Source organism: Moritella sp. Urea-trap-13 (genome assembly GCF_002836355.1).
Classification (GTDB): domain Bacteria; phylum Pseudomonadota; class Gammaproteobacteria; order Enterobacterales; family Moritellaceae; genus Moritella.
The window spans coordinates 370,582-388,869 of record NZ_PJCA01000027.1; the positions used below are offsets into that span (position 1 = coordinate 370,582).

General features: G+C 40.8%; 17 protein-coding genes. 14 read left to right on the forward strand and 3 right to left on the reverse strand.

Features of this window, described 5'->3' with window-relative positions:
• Positions 1 to 18 precede the first annotated feature (18 nt).
• On the forward strand, positions 19 to 2,178 hold the full coding sequence (locus CXF93_RS04510; RefSeq protein WP_101061237.1) for a transporter substrate-binding domain-containing protein: 2,160 nt from the start codon (positions 19 to 21) through the stop codon (positions 2,176 to 2,178).
• Between the two features lie 243 nt (positions 2,179 to 2,421).
• Positions 2,422 to 3,288 (forward strand): 1,4-dihydroxy-2-naphthoate octaprenyltransferase, encoded by an 867-nt coding sequence (menA, locus tag CXF93_RS04515; RefSeq protein WP_101061238.1) that lies wholly within the window; start codon positions 2,422 to 2,424, stop codon positions 3,286 to 3,288.
• Between the two features lie 63 nt (positions 3,289 to 3,351).
• Here menA and CXF93_RS04520 read toward each other — a convergent pair whose 3' ends face one another.
• The 3 genes from CXF93_RS04520 to CXF93_RS04530 are packed head-to-tail and all read right to left on the reverse strand — an operon-like array spanning position 3,352 to position 4,812.
• Positions 3,352 to 3,810, reverse strand: a complete 459-nt coding sequence (locus CXF93_RS04520; protein WP_101061239.1) for an LPP20 family lipoprotein — start codon at positions 3,808 to 3,810, stop codon at positions 3,352 to 3,354.
• A gap of 9 nt (positions 3,811 to 3,819) precedes the next feature.
• Entirely contained in the window at positions 3,820 to 4,503 is a 684-nt protein-coding gene (locus CXF93_RS04525) for a FlgO family outer membrane protein (RefSeq protein WP_101061240.1), read from the reverse strand.
• A gap of 39 nt (positions 4,504 to 4,542) precedes the next feature.
• The gene (locus CXF93_RS04530; protein ID WP_101061241.1) at positions 4,543 to 4,812 is read right to left on the reverse strand and encodes a hypothetical protein; all 270 of its coding nucleotides are present in this window, start codon (positions 4,810 to 4,812) and stop codon (positions 4,543 to 4,545) included.
• Positions 4,813 to 5,065: 253 nt separating this feature from the next.
• Here CXF93_RS04530 and CXF93_RS04535 point away from each other — a divergent pair, with 253 nt between their 5' ends.
• The 12 genes from CXF93_RS04535 (at position 5,066) to frdD (ending at position 18,189) form a co-directional block, all read left to right on the forward strand.
• Positions 5,066 to 6,229, forward strand: coding sequence for a flagella assembly protein FlgT (locus CXF93_RS04535; protein WP_101061242.1), 1,164 nt, complete (start codon positions 5,066 to 5,068; stop codon positions 6,227 to 6,229).
• Between the two features lie 175 nt (positions 6,230 to 6,404).
• Complete coding sequence (locus CXF93_RS04540; protein ID WP_101061243.1) at positions 6,405 to 7,487, forward strand: alpha/beta hydrolase; 1,083 nt, start codon at positions 6,405 to 6,407, stop codon at positions 7,485 to 7,487.
• A 91-nt stretch (positions 7,488 to 7,578) separates the two neighbouring features.
• Positions 7,579 to 9,951 (forward strand): amidohydrolase family protein, encoded by a 2,373-nt coding sequence (locus CXF93_RS04545; protein ID WP_101061244.1) that lies wholly within the window; start codon positions 7,579 to 7,581, stop codon positions 9,949 to 9,951.
• Positions 9,952 to 10,324: 373 nt separating this feature from the next.
• Positions 10,325 to 11,158 (forward strand): YbaY family lipoprotein, encoded by an 834-nt coding sequence (locus CXF93_RS04550; protein ID WP_101061245.1) that lies wholly within the window; start codon positions 10,325 to 10,327, stop codon positions 11,156 to 11,158.
• Between the two features lie 78 nt (positions 11,159 to 11,236).
• Positions 11,237 to 11,776, forward strand: coding sequence for a DUF3332 family protein (locus tag CXF93_RS04555; protein WP_101061246.1), 540 nt, complete (start codon positions 11,237 to 11,239; stop codon positions 11,774 to 11,776).
• Positions 11,777 to 11,971: 195 nt separating this feature from the next.
• Positions 11,972 to 12,391, forward strand: a complete 420-nt coding sequence (locus CXF93_RS04560; RefSeq protein WP_101061247.1) for an organic hydroperoxide resistance protein — start codon at positions 11,972 to 11,974, stop codon at positions 12,389 to 12,391.
• Position 12,392: 1 nt separating this feature from the next.
• Positions 12,393 to 12,797, forward strand: a complete 405-nt coding sequence (locus tag CXF93_RS04565) for a DoxX family protein (protein ID WP_101061248.1) — start codon at positions 12,393 to 12,395, stop codon at positions 12,795 to 12,797.
• Between the two features lie 773 nt (positions 12,798 to 13,570).
• Positions 13,571 to 14,713 (forward strand): M20 family metallopeptidase, encoded by a 1,143-nt coding sequence (locus tag CXF93_RS04570; RefSeq protein WP_101061249.1) that lies wholly within the window; start codon positions 13,571 to 13,573, stop codon positions 14,711 to 14,713.
• A gap of 119 nt (positions 14,714 to 14,832) precedes the next feature.
• The gene (frdA, locus tag CXF93_RS04575; RefSeq protein WP_101061525.1) at positions 14,833 to 16,620 is read left to right on the forward strand and encodes a fumarate reductase (quinol) flavoprotein subunit; all 1,788 of its coding nucleotides are present in this window, start codon (positions 14,833 to 14,835) and stop codon (positions 16,618 to 16,620) included.
• Positions 16,620 to 17,375 (forward strand): succinate dehydrogenase/fumarate reductase iron-sulfur subunit, encoded by a 756-nt coding sequence (locus tag CXF93_RS04580; protein WP_101061250.1) that lies wholly within the window; start codon positions 16,620 to 16,622, stop codon positions 17,373 to 17,375. The genes frdA and CXF93_RS04580 overlap by 1 nt, the downstream gene beginning before the upstream one ends.
• A gap of 37 nt (positions 17,376 to 17,412) precedes the next feature.
• A complete protein-coding gene (locus CXF93_RS04585) occupies positions 17,413 to 17,802 on the forward strand; it encodes a fumarate reductase subunit C (RefSeq protein WP_101061251.1) in 390 nt (129 codons plus the stop codon).
• 9 nt (positions 17,803 to 17,811) lie between these two features.
• Entirely contained in the window at positions 17,812 to 18,189 is a 378-nt protein-coding gene (frdD, locus tag CXF93_RS04590) for a fumarate reductase subunit FrdD (RefSeq protein ID WP_101061252.1), read from the forward strand.
• Positions 18,190 to 18,288: the final 99 nt, after the last annotated feature.

Consider the following 18,288-nt stretch of genomic DNA (forward strand, 5'->3'; position numbering starts at 1 on the left):
ACATTATAAAGGAATGTAATGTATAAAATTCTAGTCAGTAAGACTGCAAAGAAAATATATTTCGTGCTGCTCGTTATATTTATTCTAGATACGTTTATCGTATCTTCACAATTAAATTCAGAGGCAAGTTCCAATACTGCGACTAATGTCGAGCCTTTAAATCAATCTAGTATTAATGTTCCAGCCACCGCTTTACCTATTCCTAAGCCCACTCAAAAGACATTACGCATATTAACCTGGAGTGGCGGCGAAATTATCTTCCCGCGCCGAGGCCACCCTCAAGATATTGAATTAGATTACCTGCAGCAATTCGCTGATGAAAAAAAACTGGAAATTGACAATATCCGGGTGACCAAGTTCGCAGATCTTATTCCAATGCTGCTCGCCGGTGAAGGTGATGTGATTGCCGCTAATTTAACGAACACGCGTGAACGCGCAAAACGGGTGAGTTTTAGCGATCCTTTCTTGTTGACCAAAGAATACTTGGTGATGGGCAGTCAAAGCAAAAGTTTAAAATCGGGTAAAGACTTAAACGGTCGTGAAATAGTGATTCAAAAGGGCAAGAGCTATGAATCAACGGCATTAGGGTTACAAAAGGTCTATCCCAAGCTGAAAATTCGTTTAGTCGATAGCGGCATTAGCCATGAAGTTTTATACGATAAGCTGGCCAGTGGCGAATACGATATTAGTATTCAAGATGAGAATTTAATTAGTTCAGCAAGTACTTACCGTGATGATATTAAGATGAGCTTGCAAGCCAGCGCAACGCGTCAACTAGCTTGGGGGGTGGCGCCGAGCAATAAAGCCTTGTTAACTGAATTGAATCAATTTCTGACAACACAAAATCTAATAGCTAAAGAAAAACCGAAAAAACAGCATAACTACGCAAACCAATGGCAAAAAATTCAAACCACTAAAACCGTCCGTTTTGTGTTACGTAACAATCTTTCTTCTTATTACATTTGGCGTGGAGAATTGCTCGGTTTTCATTATGAATTAGCTAAGCGCTTTGCCAAAGAGCATAAATTACGTTATGAAATGATCGTCGCGCCGAACAATGTGGCCTTGCTTGATTACCTACTTGAAGATAAAGCCGATATTGCGCTGGGTTTTTTAACCCCTACAGCACAGCGACGTAATAAAGGCATTGCCTTCTCGCGACCTTATCATTATGCCTCTGAATTGGTTGTTGCGCATAAGGATCGCGCCGAGATAAATGATCAAAGCGAACTGGTGAACAGTAATATTTATATCCGTCCATCGAGTTCGTATTGGGAAAGCGCCGTCGAGTTAAAGAAAACCGTTGCTGGTATTAACTTAGTCGGCGTACCTGAAAGCCAAGAAACTGAGCTTATTCTAGATAAGGTGGGGGAAAAAGAATACGAAATGACGATTGCCGATAGTCATATTGTTGATATTGAGATGACCTTTCGTGATGATATCCAATCGTTAATGGCGTTAGGTGCACCTAAATCACAAAGTTGGGCTGTGGCGTCGGGTAACGATAAGCTGTTAGCAAAATCTAATGCTTTTATTAAGAAGCACTACAAGGGCTTATTTTATAATGTCATTTATAATAAATACTTTAAAAATCAGAAACGCTTAGATAGCCATTATAAAGGTTACGCACTGCAGAATGATTCTGGCGTATTATCGCCTTATGATGACATAGTGAAGAAATATGCCCGTCAGCATGATTTTGATTGGCGCTTATTGGTTTCTCAGATGCATCAGGAAAGTCGTTTTAATCCGCAAGCGAAGTCTATGGCTGGGGCCAAAGGTCTATTCCAATTAATGCCAAGGACCGCCAAAGAGTTAGGCATCTTGGATGTGCATGTACCAGAGCGGGGTATTCAAGCCGGTGTGCTTTATATGAACTGGGTACGTGAACGTATGCGCAAAGACGAAGTGCAAGAAGATCAGCTAATCTGGTTTACGCTGGCGTCTTATAATGCCGGAGCTGGGCATGTTCGTGATGCCATGCGTTTGGCGAAACAAAAAGGCTGGCGCGATGATGTCTGGTTTGGCCATGTTGAAAAAGCCATGTTGTTGCTGTCTAAATCTGAGTATGCAGCTAAAGCCCGATATGGTTATGTGCGTGGGCAAGAACCCGTTAATTACATTCGTAAAATTAAACGGCGCTTTGAAACCTATGACAATATCGTCAACAAGATCTAGGCAGATCGAGAAAGATCTAAGCGGATGTGAGGTGAGTGAATTATGCCTAGGCTATTGTTTAAGCTTAGCTGGTTTGTTGGTCTGAATGTTGATTTGTTGGCCTAAATGGTGGCTGAGTTCATCGCAACAGAGATAACAGGGTCATTGCTGTTGCGGTGACCCTGTTATTCATAGAATAAAAGTGGACATTACTAAATAGGTATTTTATGCTCATTTTATCTATTTCCCGCAGTGCTAAATGTTATGACTACATTATCTTCTTGGTTTCTTGTTACTCGTCCAAAAACACTACTGGTGGCACTGGCAGTTATTTTACTTGGGCAAACGCTGGCATGGTTCGACTCTCCGGTTAATTTCAGTTTTTATATAGCCATATTGTGCATGGTTTGCTGTATGGCATTACAAATTGCCGTGAATCTTTCTAATGATTATTTCGATGGTAAGAGTGGCGTTGATGGTGATGACAGGTTAGGACCTGATCGTGCATTACAAAAAGGACTTATATCTGCAGCGCATTTACGCCTTGGCATTATCGCAATGTGTTTACTGGCTATTGTTAGCGGCTGTTATCTTATCTATGTTGGTGGTTGGGCTTACGTCGTGTTAGGTCTGTTATCTTTGCTTGGTGTATATGTTTATAGTGGTGGGCCACGCCCGCTGGCGTCACATGGGCTCGGTGAAGTCGCCGTGTTTCTTTATTTTGGCTGGCTGGCAGTCGTCGGTAGTTATTATTTACAAACTCAAGTACTAACGCTTGATGTATTTATTCCTGCTAGTCAAATCGGCTTTTTGGTTGTGGCTATCATGCTAGTGAATAACATTCGTGATGTCGCATCGGATCGCAGAGCCCAAAAATTTACTTTAGCAACGCGGTTAGGCGTAAAAGCCAGTAAGCACCTTTATTGTATGACGGTGTTATTACCGTCGTTATTATTGCTTGTTGATCATTATCAGGGGCTGGTGATGCTGCTGTTATTACCGGTGCAATTAGCCTTGTGTGTGGCGATATATCAACGCGATGGCAAGCAGTTAAACGCACAGCTAGCACAAACGTCGCTGGTGGTTTTATTATGGGGCGGGTTTTACTCAGTGGATTTAATGCTGGGGTGATAAAAATACCGCGTTAGTTTAAGCTAACGCGGTATTTTTTTAACTTATTTTTATAATCAGTGCTTAATAGCGGGTCTTTTGCACGCGCGTTGGCATTGATGAGGTATTTTCATAGAGCTCAAAAACCCGTTTAAAATCGAGTTCTAACTCGGTCGCATAGACATCGTCATTAACAGGGTAAGTCTGTACGACTCGAGCACCACGGATAATACCGGATACCGATGCTTCGATTGACTCACCTTGCAGTGAACGTGATTTATAATTGCTATCACTGTAAATCTCCTGTCCACTGACTTGCTCTGCTAATTCACGATAAGCATCTAATTTAGAGGCTCGCATTGCATTAAGCATACGTTCACTGTCACTATTGCCCGGCTGAGAACTTAAAGCTGCATAGCCAACGGCTTTAAGTACAGGGAATGATTTTGGTTCTTTGATATCATAAACCGTATTTTTTTCTAATAGTGAACAGCCTGTTAAACTAACCAGAGTTGCAAGTATCAGTAAACGTAGATATTTCATTGATAAACCTTACTTAGTAATACGCACCGAAGGCGCTGAACCAGAACGATAAATATAACGTCCACGACCTTCTAGCGGCCCCATACTATTTGAACCACCAATGACTAAATGGTTAGGGATGATACCCTGTGAGGTAGATTCAACAAAACCTGATTCCATATTGATCACGCGCATATTTACTATCACACCTTCACTGTTACGTGACATGGTGCCTGTGAGGATGCGAGAAACAGGTAATTGACCACGTAATTTTTTCCAATCACGGGTAAATACAAAGTCACCTTGACCGGTAACGCTAATGGTACCTGTGGTTTTATAATCAATCACTGGAATACGACGAATAGTTAATTCATGAATAAACGATTCTGATAATGTTTGGCCAAGCCAGTTTGTTGTCGATAGATCGTCAAGATTTACGAAGGAAGTGACAGCAATCGGTTCATTATTCGGAATAATCGACAAATCATTGACGATCAACTGATCCGCTAAACCGCGCACGATAAAACTTAATTCTTGGGTATAGTTTATCGGTTGGTTTGGTAACAAACTTCTTGGATATTTTGGTTCATAAGAATTACCATCCCACGTTGAATGAGGCGGTGTTTCCTTCTCTGCTTCTGGGGTCACCGGATGCTTTAATGCGCAACCAGTGAGTAGGGTAATTAGGCTGATAGCTATGACTGCCTTTTTCATATTACTTCCTTAAGTGCTTTAATTATTGTCATTAAACCGTTATTTACCGCTGGCTGAAACGTCGCGGGGATAAGGATAGGTATAAGGACTTCTAAATATATTGTTGTACTGTTCTTTAGTAAGCACACTTTGTGCCATATTTGCATTATGACCATTCGATTGATAAACAGGCTGGATAATAACTTGTTTAATAACGACTGGCTGCACTTTGGTATTAGCACCTGTTAGCAATACGTGACCTGGTTCTTCAATCACAGTGCATGCTGAAGTCAACACAACCACTAATGACGGCAGTAAAAAACGCTTCATATTGGTTCCTAAATTTACGCTATGTGCGAGCCTAGCCATTGACAATAATTTCTGTATGGCCAGTTAAATACGTGATTAATGTATAAATGTAAGCAAATTTCTTGCCAAAATATGTTTATCGTTAAATTATTACTATAATAGCGTTTTTAACCATTAAATTAACGTAGAGATGAATTTATATTTATAAATATTTGATCTGGTACAAATGTTGCTTTTAAAATAGACATCTCCAGAATTCATATGCGATTAAAAAATGAGAAAACTGCTATTACTATTATTGGTCTGTTGTTCGTTCACCTTACATGCTGAGTGGTATGAGGTTGAGGGTGAGGCGATTATTATTGACAATGATGTGGACATTGCACGTGAGTTGGCGGTACGTAATGCCTTGAAACAAGCGTTACTCTATGCCGGAGCATCGGTTTCAAGCTTACAATCTTTTAATGGTGGTAAAATATTATCGGATAGATTTCAAGTACGTATGGATGGTGAAGTCAGAGATATTCGCTTAAAAAGTGAATCGATAAAACGAGATAAAATAACCGTCCAAATAGTGACTGATATTGTGGCTGACCGCAATAAGTGTCTAAGCGCGGGTTATCAAAAATCAGTGTCGCTATTACGTTTTGATATCCGCCATCGTGAACAAGCAAGTTACGGTGGTATCTATAATATCAATGAGTCATTTAGTCGTTTGTTATATCAAAGTCTACGCAAAAATAGTCAAACTTTTGATGCCCGTGAATTTATTAATCAAAATATTGGTTTTAGCGGCAGTTCTTTGCCGCTGCGTGGAAACCTAACGTCACACGAAGTGAAGCAGATAAGCAAGTCTGCAGATAGCCAATATATTATTCTGGGTTCGATTACGGATCTGTCGACCTTTAAACCGGCTGTGAATGGCATAGCAAAGATATTCGCTGGTGATTTACCTGAGCGTAATTTCCGTTTGAATATACAAGTGTTTGATGGTTTTAACGGTAATCTATTGTTTGATCGTAATTACAGTAAAGTCACTAAGTGGGAATTTGCTAAACACCGAGTTGTTGATACTGATACGCTAAAATTTTGGCGCTCTGAGTTTGGTATATCGTTGCAGTTAATTATTGACGATGTGTTATTCGATTTAGATGCCAGCTTGCAATGTAAATTGGTTGAAGCGCGAGTGATTGCGGTTGATGGTAATGAAGTGAACATTAATATTGGTCGTAACAATGGTCTAAAATTAGGTGATCAATTTATGATTAAACACACTGGTAGTTATGTTGATCAATTTGGTATTAGCCGTAAAAAAGAAACCAATAGCAGTAGCAAAGTGGAAGTAACCAAGCTTTACGATCAACAAGCGAGTCTGATGACAGTTGATAGACAGCCCACGGCGAATGTGCAAATTGATGACTTGGTTATTTTAAACTAATACAAAATAGTGCTATGTGACATAGCTTCATATTGTTATTTTGATTTTGTGGTTATGTCACAGTTGTTATTATTTATTACTCTTTACCAATTGTTTTTTTGTGTTGATACTGTTATTGATTTATGTCGGCTGAATGACTGAGCCGAGTCGTTTAAATACTGGGAGTTTTCAATATATGTGGTTTTTGATTGTTGCTATTGTCGTGTTTGCTTTTTTATTGTTTATTCGTAATTTGTACGGTGAGGATCTACGCCAATATGACAGCACCGATTTAAGTGCAACTTTCTATCGTCCAACACCTTCGCATAAATATCCGCAAGCATTGGAACTACTCGCAAGCATTCAACAGCCCATTAGCTTTACTAAACCGAGTAACTATCTCTATGCATTACGTAAAAAAATTGATCGTTTAGGGGATGTTGAATTAGATTGTGAAATCATTCCTGTTGCTACCCAGTTTCAAGGAAAATGCGTGATGGGCGAGTGGATAATCAGTAAAAATAGTGATGTAAATAAGCGCTTACTTTATATTCACGGTGGTGGCTTTGTCGTAGGTAGTGCTAAAAGTCACCGCGTGGTCACCGAACGTTTATCTCGTGAGCTTGGTGTTGCTGTGTTTGCGGTTAATTATGACATGATCCCCGATGGTAAAAGAGCTAAGGGCATTGAAGATTGCCGTAATGCCTATCAATGGTTACTAGAGCATAATCCTTATCAGCAGCAAGTATGCCACCGTATTTACGTTGCGGGTGACTCCGCCGGTGGTAATTTAAGCCTGTCTCTTATTGGTTGGCTTAAACACCAAAATATCCGTCAAGTTGATGCGGCTATTGCGATATGTCCCTGTATTGACAGTACCTTCAGCTATGGCAGTTTAAGTTATAATGCCAAAACTGACTTTTTATTAAATCCATTCATGGGTAAGTTCCAGCACTTTCCGCAATTCATATTACTTATCTGGGTAACTATATTATTTCGTATGAATCCGAGTAACCCGAAGATATCCCCCATTTTCGCCAACCTAGCTGATTTACCGCCAATTTTAATCCAAGCCAGTGATACCGAAATGATGGTTGATGATTCGCGTCGTTATACCAATAAAGCTCGCTCACAAGGTTCTGATGTGCGTTTGCAAACATGGTCTAACATGCTCCATGTCTGGCATTTATTTGATTTGGAAGAGGCCGATGAGGCATACGCGGAAATAGGTAAGTTTGTCGCACAAAGTGAACATCAATTAGAAAGAGTGGTGGGTTAACAGTCCTTCTCTGACGGTGATTTTATGGTTTTATAGTGACTGATATGTTATTTTATGCCAACTTTCACTGAGTTATAAAGGGAGTGGCGTAATGTCAACTCAAGGCTTAACTAGCCCTATTCAATCGTTTTCTGTTTTTGTGCAATGGGTTATGCAAGTAACCCTATTGTGCGGTTTGCTGTTTAGCCTACAAGTTAATGCAACGGCGACGGTAAAGGCTGAGACGAATACAGTCCCTAATGAGCTGACGACTGCCACTCCACCAAAAGATAACGAAACGCCAAAAGTAAGCGACATAAAAGCCGCCGATAAGACCGTGTTACAAGCACCAATGGAAGTGCCTTTACCCATTAAAGCACAGCCTGTTATTGCCGATGCCATTTATTTTGGCGGTGATATTTTGACAATGACTGGGGTGCTACCAAGTTATGTTGAAGCCGTTGCGACTAAAGATACGAAGATCATTTTTGTCGGCACAAAGATCGAGGCGATGAATCTCAGTGGTGATAATACCAAGCTGATTAATATTAGCGGTAAAACTATGTTGCCGGGTTTTATCGAACCGCACGTACATCCTTCTATTGCCGCGATCATGTTGCCTAATGAAATCATTGCACCTTATGATTGGGTTTTACCTAACGAAGTTAAAAAAGGTGTATCTGGTCATTTCGCTTATCTTGAGCGTTTAAAAAAATCGATTGATGCCAATGCCGACGAAGATAAGGTGTTCTTTGTTTGGGGTTACCATCAACTTTGGCATGGTGAATTAACCCGTCAAATATTAACTGAATTGTCACCAGATAAACCCGTTGCCATCATTCACCGTTCTTTTCATGAAGTATTCTTAAACGATGCCGCGATCAAAAAATTTGGCCTGAAACAAGCCGATTTTGCTGACAACCCACAAGTCGATTGGAACAAAGGCCATTTTTATGAAGGCGGTTGGCTAGCATTAGTACCTAAAATTGCAGCAGATTTAATTAACCCTGACAGTTATAAGTTAGGGCTCAAGATCATGTCACAGCTAGTACTTAAAAATGGCATCACCACTATCGCTGAACCTGGCTTTCCAAGCTCTAATTTTGATTTAGAGTACCAGTTATTAAAATCTGAAATGGATCAAAAACCGCCTTATGATGTGTTTTTAATTCCAAGCGGCACGTATTTATATAACGCCAAAGACCAGAGTAACGATAAAGCCTTAGCATTTATTGAAACCTTAGAAGATGAGTATAATACTGACAATATCAAATTTTTACCTAAGCAAGTAAAGCTATTTTCAGATGGTGCAATCTATTCTCAGTTAATGCAGATGAAAGACGGCTATCTGGATGGTCATGAAGGTGAGTGGATGACGCCGCTGGATTTATTTCAGCAGCAGCTAAGCTTCTATTGGGACAAGGGGTATCAGATCCATGTACATGCTAATGGCGATCTCGGTATCCAACAAGTATTGGACTTTAACAAAGCCGATCAAGTTCGAGTTGCACGTGAAGATCATCGTCTGACATTACACCACATGGGATACTTTACTCAAGATCAGGTTAAGCAATTAGCTGACTTGGATGTTGAAACATCGGTAAATCCTTATTATTTATGGGCGTTAGCGGATAAATACTCGGACGTTGGGTTGGGTCGTGAACGTGCAGAGAATTTAGTACGTGTTAATAGTTTAATGAAAAACAATATACCGGTGTCATTTCATTCTGACTTTTCAATGGCACCAATGGAGCCGTTAACCTTAGTGTGGACGGCTGTTAACCGAATCACATCGCAAGGCAACAAGGTTTCACAAGGTGAACGTATTAGCGCTTATCAAGCGATGCAAGCCATTACTATTAATGCCGCTCATACCTTAAGACTGGAAGATAAAATTGGCTCTATCGTTGTTGGTAAAACCGCTAACTTTACCTTGCTTGAGCAAAACCCGCTAAAAGTAACGCCCATGCAGATTAAAGATATTCCAGTATGGGGCGTGGTATTTGAAGATCAGGTTAATACCGTAGTGACTGCGCCGAAGCAGAAAAATTTAGAAGTGCGGGTTATTTACTTAGAACGCTCGAGTTTACCTGCATCGTCTACGATCACCGTGACACTTGAAGATGTGTCTCAGACGGATATTAGTCGTTCAATGTTGGGACAGAAAACAATCGCTGCCACGACACCACCACCTTATAATATTTCTCTGCAGTACGACCCTGCCGCATTTGATAATAATGGCCAGTATGTTGTCAGAGCTAGAATTGAAAATGCTGGCAAACCGTTATATTCGGCGACGCTAGATTTACCTGAGCGAGATAAGCTGTCAGGGCAGTTATTTGAGTTAATGGTTAAGGCTGTCCCACAGCCGGCAGCGATTGTTGATAACAGTTCTGAACCTGCGTCAGCATCCTCTGCTACCGCGACGAGTACACCAGCTGCATCGACGAAACCTTCTACATCTACAACACCTGCAATACCTTAAGATCCCTTCTGTTTCGTGAGCCTTTGTTTTACAGAGGCTTAGTACTGAGGCATAATTTGATCTGCCCGAGTATTATACCGAAATAATCTCGGTTTTATCGATTGATAATATATTAATCATACTTAGTGCTATTGCATGGTTTATTTTATTGTGTATTATGCCGTTTCAAGTTTTAACTGCTATTTTTCCTATCGTCATCTCCAATGAGTATTTAATCATATCTCCATCTTATTTTAACCTGGTTCGGTTTAATTAATTTTATGTCTTGAAGTGTTTTATCGTTTGCTAATTAATGCGGTTAGTTCTAATCTCGAGAGTGTGATACTGGGTTCAAGTAATAAGTGGAAAATATTCTTTAAAGGTAGCTATTTACATGCAAAAAAATCAACATCGACTAAATCGTAAAACAGCATTAACGGTGGCTGTTATCACGACTTTATTAATCAGTTTAGGTGGCTGTGCAACGACTGATCAGCAAACCGCTAAGGCAGGTCAAGCCGCTACCCTTCAACAACAGACATTGACTGCAAACGTATTCTATTTACAGCGTATAGCCCTGCCACCTGGCGCGCAAGTTAGCTTAGTTTTAGAAGATGTTTCTAAAATGGATGCACCAGCAGAGGTGATTGCTAAACAAACCATTACGGCAGCGGGTAGCCCACCATATCAACTGGATTTAAGTTATAACGCTGCAGACATTAAACCGCAGCATCGTTATGCCTTACGTGCGCAGATCACCCTCGATGGTCAGTTATTGTTTACCAATACCGAGCAAGTCGATGCGTTTGCGGATCAGGGATTAAAAGCAACTGAAATTTTAGTGTCACAAGTACGCACCGCAGTAAAGGATGACGGACTAGCGAGTTTGGTTGATACGCAGTGGCATCTATCGATGTTAGGTACGCAAGCGATCACTGCGGATGTGACACAGCAACAGCCTTACCTTGTATTTACTCAAGATGATAACAAGGTGATAGGTTTTGCTGGCTGTAATCGTTTTAATGGTCGTTATGATGTACTAACGAGTAACGTTAACCTGACACAATTATTAACCACAAAGAAAATGTGCTTTCAACAAATGAATTTGGAAACACAGTTTTTAACCGCATTATCAGCAACTGATAATTATAAAGTGATTGATAATATCTTAACTTTATACAGTAATGTCGGTATTGCTTTAGGGCAATTCACGGCTCAAGAAAAGTAATAAATACGACATTGAAATAATTCGTATTTATGAAAGTAGTATTTATTAAAATAGTATAAATAGCGAATGGAAAGTAACATGAAAATGAAAAAATTGATTTGTGCAACGGTTATCGCAGCATCAGTATCTGGGTTAACGGGTTGTATTGGTCAAATGGGTCTGACGAAGTTAGCAGTGGGCGTAAATTTAAAAGCCGTTGATAACCGTTATGGCCGTGCAGGGATCTACATGCTGGCTGCACCTATCTATGGTGTTACGTCATTAGTCGATTTGGTAGTGCTTAACAGCATTGAGTTCTGGACTGGTACTAATCCTATCACCAAAAAAGGCCCAGCTGTTGCTGATACCCCAGTTGAAGCATGGATGAAAGTGAATGGTAGTATCGACTCTTCATTACGCAGTGCACCATTGACAAATCTACAAGTGTCGGTGCAATCAACTTCGATGGAAGTACTTGATGATGACAGCCTACAAATGCACGTTACTTACGTAGACGGTAGTCAACAATCAATTACGGGTAAACGTTTAGCCAATAATGATGTTGCGTTTTACAACCAAGGCCGTTTAGTTGCTGTTGCCAATAACCAACAACTGCTTGACCACGTAGCAAGTCTATAAATTTTCGTTGTAATTATATAAGCCCGATCATGCCAGTCATGATCGGGCTTTTTATTATCTATGATAATAAAACCAAACATATAAATTGCGCGCAATCTAGTTGTAATTACCTGCCATCAAGACTATAGTAAGCACAATTGAGTTGCGCGCAATCTAAATGGGCGTTATTTTAGATCTTACTTATAGGAATGAATGATGACAACACTATATACAACAACTGCAACAGCATCAGCCGGTCGCAACGGCCAAGTAGCAACAGATGATGGTATGTTATCGTTAGCATTAAGCTATCCAAAAGAAATGGGTGGTACGGGTGGTGCAACAAACCCTGAACAGTTATTTGCTGCGGGCTACTCGGCTTGTTTTTCGAATGCTATTTTACATGTAGCACGCGAAATGAAAATCAACATTACGGCTGCGCCGGTATCTGCTGAAGTAGGCATTGGTCCTAACGCCACGGGCGGCTTTGCATTAACGGTTAGCCTTGCTATTGAATTAGCCTTGCCACAAGCGGATGCTGAAAAATTAGTTGCAACTGCACATCAAGTTTGTCCTTATTCAAATGCGGTACGCGGTAATATCGATGTGCAACTTAGCGTAAAGGGTCAAGCATAAGATGAATAAAGTATTATTAACCGTTGGCCGTATCTTACTGGCACTGTATTTCTTAATTCCAGGCATTATGAAGTTTGTATCTTGGGATATGCACATAGGTCTAATGGAAAAACATAGCATGCCATTCGTGCCGGTATTACTTGCTGCGGCTGGTGTGTTTCAGATTGTGGCTGCGATCTTACTGATTGCTAATCGCTATACTGCGATTGTAGCGTTATTACTGGCAGGTTTGGTGCTGGTGATTAATGTTAACTTACATGACTTCTGGAATTTAGCGGGTCTTGAAGGCGCGCATGAAATGCAAAACTTCATTAAAAACTTAGGTATTCTTGCTGGATTATTGGTGTTATCAGGGCATTCTTGGTCATCGCTTAAGATGACGAACACTGATATTACTGAAAAGTAACGCCATCATGTTTTGATTTTTCGCTTTGTTGGGCGATTACAGTTCTGCTATTTATTATATTGAAAGCACTAACACTGAAATGCAGCGTTGGTGCTTTTTTATGAGCGTTTTGCTATTGGTGTTATTCGACATCCTGCTGCACATATACCTATTATTACCACCTCACTAATACTGTTTTATAAACAGTACAAATCTATAAACACTTCATGTCTATAAGTCGCTACACCCTTAGCTAAATATTGCACTAACTACACCATTAGTTGTTTGCTTTTTAGGCTAGTTTACGGCTCGTCTAGAAAATATCATTTGCCTTTAATAATGCTATTTAGATCTGCCTCATATTGAATAGATAGGGAGTAATCGCAATTTTACTAAACAAACCATAGCTAAAGAGGTTTATCGTTATCAAATCGATAAGTGATTGATAATAATGTTAAGTAACGGTCATTATTCGATATATAAAGCTGTAATTAAAGGTGGATCACAAATATTGAACCTAATTCAAGCGTGGTTGTTTTTAGCTGTTTTTATTGATTTAAATCAAATGTCTAAATAACAACTCGTTCAGAATACCTCTTAGTGGTTACCCTTTGTGAGGGGCATGATTACATCGTTAACAGGCGATTCTTTCCTTTTTTGGTTTATCTGCTGACGCCGCGGCGATATTAATTGGCACATGGATGTCGATGAGCAGCCCATCATGATCGCGATTTCAATAGTTAACGCCTTTGGTGCGATGCTAGTCATGAATATTATCCTTTAAGAGGTATATAATGAATTTGTCTTTAAATGATTATTTAGAAGAATTACGACCGCTTATTAATGTTGATTGTGGTACTTACACTGTTGCAGGTATTGACTTTATTGCCAATGAAATGGCAATGAAATATGAATCCATGAACGGCTGGTCAGTTAAACGAGTGGATTGTGGTAAAGCTGGCGTTGGCTTAGAAATTCGTAATAAACCTGACGCTGAGCATATTGATGTGCTGATGCTTGGGCACATGGATACCGTTTTTTCTATTGGCACCGCAGCTGCGCGTCCGATGACAACGGATGCTGAAAAAGCTTACGGTCCTGGTGTTTCAGATATGAAGTCAGGTTTACTTAATGTGGTCTACGCCCTGCGCAATATTGAACAATCTGTGCTGAATGAATTGTCGATCTGCGTGTGTATGAACCCTGACGAGGAAACTGGCTCGTTATATTCAGTGGATTGGATCCAAGATACTGCTAAGCAGGCGAAGAATGTACTGGTTGCTGAGGCTGCACGTGCTGACGGTGGTTTGGTTAAAGCACGTAAAGGGATGGCGCGTTATAAAATGATCTTCAAGGGTAAAGCGGCGCATGCTGGCAATGAACCCGAGAAGGGTCGTAGTGCTATCACAGAAATGGCCAACTGGATCTTAGCAATTAATGCGATGACTAATTTTGAATCTGGCACAACGTTAAATGTCGGTGTAGTTGCTGGTGGTGCAGGTGCGAATATTGTGCCTGATTTAGCAACGGCTATCGCCGATGTGCGTTTTTGGGATAACAGCGAATACGACCAAGTTGATACGGCTTTAAATGGCATGACTCAAGCGCCTTTCATTGACGGTGTCTCGATTGAGTTAGAGCGTGAAGCGTATAAACCATCAATGGTGCCAACAGAGCAAACTAAAGCATTGATGACGCTGGTTGAGGAATCAGCACAAGAATTAGCGATTAAGATTAACTGGAAAGAAGCTGGAGGAGGTTCGGATGCCAATAATACTGCAACTCTTGGTGTACCTACTCTCGATGGTTTCGGGCCAATCGGTGCTGGTTTCCATAGCGCGGATGAGTATTTGTTACTTGAGTCAATTGCACCGCGTATTAAATTATTAATGCGGGTATTAACCAAATTAGCTGAAAATAAACAACAAAAAAAATAACAATAACAATATAACGTGCGACTTAATCAGGCTTGTAAATAGGTGTTAAGTCGATGCGTTATTCGCAATTAGAGTGACCTTGATAAACCAAGGTTCATAAACTTTTGATGTGGGTGAAAATGCATAAATTTACAATTATTAAAACCGATGTTGCCATTATTGGTGCTGGGGGCTCTGGATTACGAGCTGCGATAGAAATAGCGGAAAATAACCCTGAACTTGATATCGCGCTTATTTCCAAAGTCTATCCAATGCGTAGTCATACCGTTGCAGCCGAAGGTGGTGCAGCTGGTGTAGCACAGGACCATGACTCTTTAGATAATCATTTTAATGATACGGTTTCGGGTGGTGACTGGTTGTGTGACCAGGATGTCGTGGAATACTTCGTCGAAAACGCGGCGAAACAGCTTACTCAATTAGAACATTGGGGCTGTCCGTGGAGCCGTAAACCCGACGGTTCGATAAACGTGCGTGCATTTGGCGGCATGAAAATCGAACGTACTTGGTTTGCAGCAGATAAGAGTGGCTTTCATATTCTCCATACTCTGTTTCAGACGTCTGTCCAGCATCCTAAAATCACCCGCTTCGATGAACATTTTTGTTTAGATTTAATTGTTGAAGATGGCAAGATCCAAGGTGTCGTGATCCTTGATATCGCCGAAGGTGAAGTCAAACTTATCCAAGCTAAGTCAGTGATTATGGCTACCGGTGGTGCAGGACGTGTGTATAGCTACAATACCAACGGCGGTATTGTGACGGGTGATGGTATGTCATTGGCTTATCGCCATGGTATCGCACTGCGCGATATGGAATTTGTGCAATACCATCCAACAGGCTTACCTGGCAGCGGTATTTTAATGACCGAAGGTTGCCGTGGTGAAGGCGGGATTTTAGTTAATAAAGACGGTTATCGTTATCTGCAAGATTATGGTTTAGGACCTGAAGTGCCAGTTGGCCAAACCAAGAATAAATACATGGAACTCGGTCCACGCGACAAACTGAGTCAATGTTTCTGGCAAGAGCAACAAAAAGGCCGCGTTGTTGAAGGCGAACGTGGTGATTATGTCTATCTAGACCTACGTCATTTAGGCGAAGAGAAAATCAATGAACGCTTGCCTTTCATTCGTGAACTAGCAAAAGCGTATGTTGGTGTGGATCCAGTTCATGAACCAATTCCAGTACGTCCTACGGTGCATTACACCATGGGTGGTATTGCTACTAATGCTAAAACAGCCACCTCTCTGGCTGGTTTATATGCCATTGGTGAATGTGCGTCGGTCGGTTTACATGGCGCGAACCGTTTAGGTTCTAATTCTTTGACAGAGCTGGCTGTATTTGGCCAACTTGCAGGTCAAGAAGCCGCTAAATATGCTAAAAATAATCAACATCAAGATATCGCGCCACTGAAACTACAAGCGGAAGCGGTGATTAAACGCATGAATGATTTACTGCACAGTGATGGTAGCGAAAAGTCAGCTGTTATCCGCCAAGAGATGGGCGATTGTATGGAAGAGGGCGTTGGTATTTACCGTACCGAAGAATCGATGCAAAAGACCATTGATAAATTAGCTGAGCTAAAGCAGCGTTATAAAAACGTCAAGGTCGAAGACAAATCTAGCGTGTTCAATACTGATTTCTTATACACCATTGAGCTGGGTTATCTACTCGATACTGCGGAAGCGATGGCGCACAGTGCGATTTTACGTCAAGAATCTCGTGGTTCACATCAACGTATTGATGGCTTTGAAGCGCGTGACGATGACAAATTCTTAAAACATTCAATGGCTTACTATCAAGCTGATAAAGCTCCAAAAATTGATTATAGCGAAGTGAAAATCACCAAGAGCCAACCTGCAGTCCGTGCCTATGGTGCTGCTGGTGAGAAATTAGCGCAGGAGGCAAAATAATGACTCAGCCAAGTATGAAAATTGATATTCAGCGTTACCGTCCTGAAATGGATGAAAAACCGTTTATGCAAACGTTTGAAGTGCCTTACAAAGCCGATATGTCAGTGTTAGAAGCGCTGCAATATATTAAAGATCATCTTGATAGCACAATTAGTTTCCGCTGGTCTTGCCGTATGGCGATTTGCGGCAGTTGTGGTTTGATGGTTGATGGTGTTCCGAAACTGGGTTGCAAAGCGTTCTTACGTGATTATTATCCTAAGACACTCACTTTAGAACCCTTGGCTAACTTTCCGATTGAACGTGACTTAGTCGCCGTGATGGATGATTTCATTAAGAAACTGGAAGAGATAAAGCCTTATATTATCCCTGAAAAAACCGCATCAAACGAAAAGAAATGCTTATCTGACGGTGCTTATAAACAAACACCAGAGCAAATGGAGAAATATAAAAAGTACTCCATGTGTATCAACTGTGGCCTATGTTATTCAGCGTGTCCGCAGTATGCGTTAGACAAGAAATTTACCGGTCCAGCAGCACTTGCATTGCTTGCGCGTTATAACCGTGACAGTCGTGATGCTGGCAAAGGAGAACGCATGAAAATTGTTAATCAAGAAGAAGGTGTTTGGGGCTGTACTTTTGTTGGTTACTGTTCAGTTGTTTGTCCAAAAGGGGTTGATCCTGCCGGTGCAATTCAGCTGTTGAAAGTTGAGAGCAGTAAAGACTATCTAATTGGCATGTTTAAACCTGAACAGTAAGTAGTACATCTTGATCAGTACATAAAGAGGAACAGCAATGAGTAAACGTAAACCTTATATACAAGAGCTACCTACTGACTGGTGGATGAAGCAACTTTTTTATACGAAATACATGATCCGCGAAGGCAGTAGTGTATTCATTACTATTTATAGTTTAATACTGGCGTGGGGGGTATTGCGATTAAGCCAAGGTGAAGTCGCTTTTAATGCCTGGATGACGTCATTACAAAGCCCTGTGGCGATTATTGTGCATCTTATGGCATTAGCACTGGCGCTGTATCATACAATAACCTGGTTTTCTTTAGCGCCTAAAGCGGTTGATTTATGGATTAAAGGCAAACCTCTTGATGACAAGTTCATTGTCTCTGGACATTACGCGGCCTTTATTGCTGCGACTGTTTTTTGTCTATTCGTTATCATGGTGTAAGGAGCTAATATGTCTGAGATGAACAAGAAAACCTACGTACGATCGCATGAACCGATATTTTGGGGATTGTTTGGTGCTGGTGGCATGTTAACTGCGTTTTTAACGCCGGTGATGATTTTAATTACTGGGCTGTTAATTCCGTTAGGGATCATAGATCAAGGCAACTTTAATTATCAAACCCTGCATGGTTTTGCGACCACTTGGTATGGCGCCGGTATTATATTGGTGTTAATTGCGTTGCCGCTATGGCACACCTTACACCGTATCTTCCATGCATTACATGATTTAGGTATTAAGCGTGGTCGAGATTGGCAGCAAGTACTGAGTTATGGCTTTGCATTTGCGGTGACTGTGTTTGTATTTACCTTGTTACTACAAATGGCTTAATGACTAAAATTAAGTGCTGTAGTTGATGAAAGGCGTAACTTAGGTTACGCCTTTTTAGGTATTATATTCGGTGTTATCCCTCATTTCATATAGCAGATA

Bases quoted from the DNA above. Each gene is read 5' to 3' on its own strand.
- CXF93_RS04560 (WP_101061247.1), top strand. From the start codon at position 11,972: ATGACAACACTATATACAACAACTGCAACAGCATCAGCCGGTCGCAAC.
- CXF93_RS04510 (WP_101061237.1), top strand. From the start codon at position 19: ATGTATAAAATTCTAGTCAGTAAGACTGCAAAGAAAATATATTTCGTG.
- menA (WP_101061238.1), top strand. From the start codon at position 2,422: ATGACTACATTATCTTCTTGGTTTCTTGTTACTCGTCCAAAAACACTA.
- CXF93_RS04585 (WP_101061251.1), top strand. From the start codon at position 17,413: ATGAGTAAACGTAAACCTTATATACAAGAGCTACCTACTGACTGGTGG.
- CXF93_RS04555 (WP_101061246.1), top strand. From the start codon at position 11,237: ATGAAAATGAAAAAATTGATTTGTGCAACGGTTATCGCAGCATCAGTA.
- CXF93_RS04580 (WP_101061250.1), top strand. From the start codon at position 16,620: ATGACTCAGCCAAGTATGAAAATTGATATTCAGCGTTACCGTCCTGAA.
- CXF93_RS04545 (WP_101061244.1), top strand. From the start codon at position 7,579: ATGTCAACTCAAGGCTTAACTAGCCCTATTCAATCGTTTTCTGTTTTT.
- CXF93_RS04565 (WP_101061248.1), top strand. From the start codon at position 12,393: ATGAATAAAGTATTATTAACCGTTGGCCGTATCTTACTGGCACTGTAT.
- frdD (WP_101061252.1), top strand. From the start codon at position 17,812: ATGTCTGAGATGAACAAGAAAACCTACGTACGATCGCATGAACCGATA.
- CXF93_RS04550 (WP_101061245.1), top strand. From the start codon at position 10,325: ATGCAAAAAAATCAACATCGACTAAATCGTAAAACAGCATTAACGGTG.
- CXF93_RS04525 (WP_101061240.1), bottom strand. From the start codon at position 4,503: ATGAAAAAGGCAGTCATAGCTATCAGCCTAATTACCCTACTCACTGGT.
- CXF93_RS04530 (WP_101061241.1), bottom strand. From the start codon at position 4,812: ATGAAGCGTTTTTTACTGCCGTCATTAGTGGTTGTGTTGACTTCAGCA.
- frdA (WP_101061525.1), top strand. From the start codon at position 14,833: ATGCATAAATTTACAATTATTAAAACCGATGTTGCCATTATTGGTGCT.
- CXF93_RS04540 (WP_101061243.1), top strand. From the start codon at position 6,405: ATGTGGTTTTTGATTGTTGCTATTGTCGTGTTTGCTTTTTTATTGTTT.
- CXF93_RS04520 (WP_101061239.1), bottom strand. From the start codon at position 3,810: ATGAAATATCTACGTTTACTGATACTTGCAACTCTGGTTAGTTTAACA.
- CXF93_RS04535 (WP_101061242.1), top strand. From the start codon at position 5,066: ATGAGAAAACTGCTATTACTATTATTGGTCTGTTGTTCGTTCACCTTA.
- CXF93_RS04570 (WP_101061249.1), top strand. From the start codon at position 13,571: ATGAATTTGTCTTTAAATGATTATTTAGAAGAATTACGACCGCTTATT.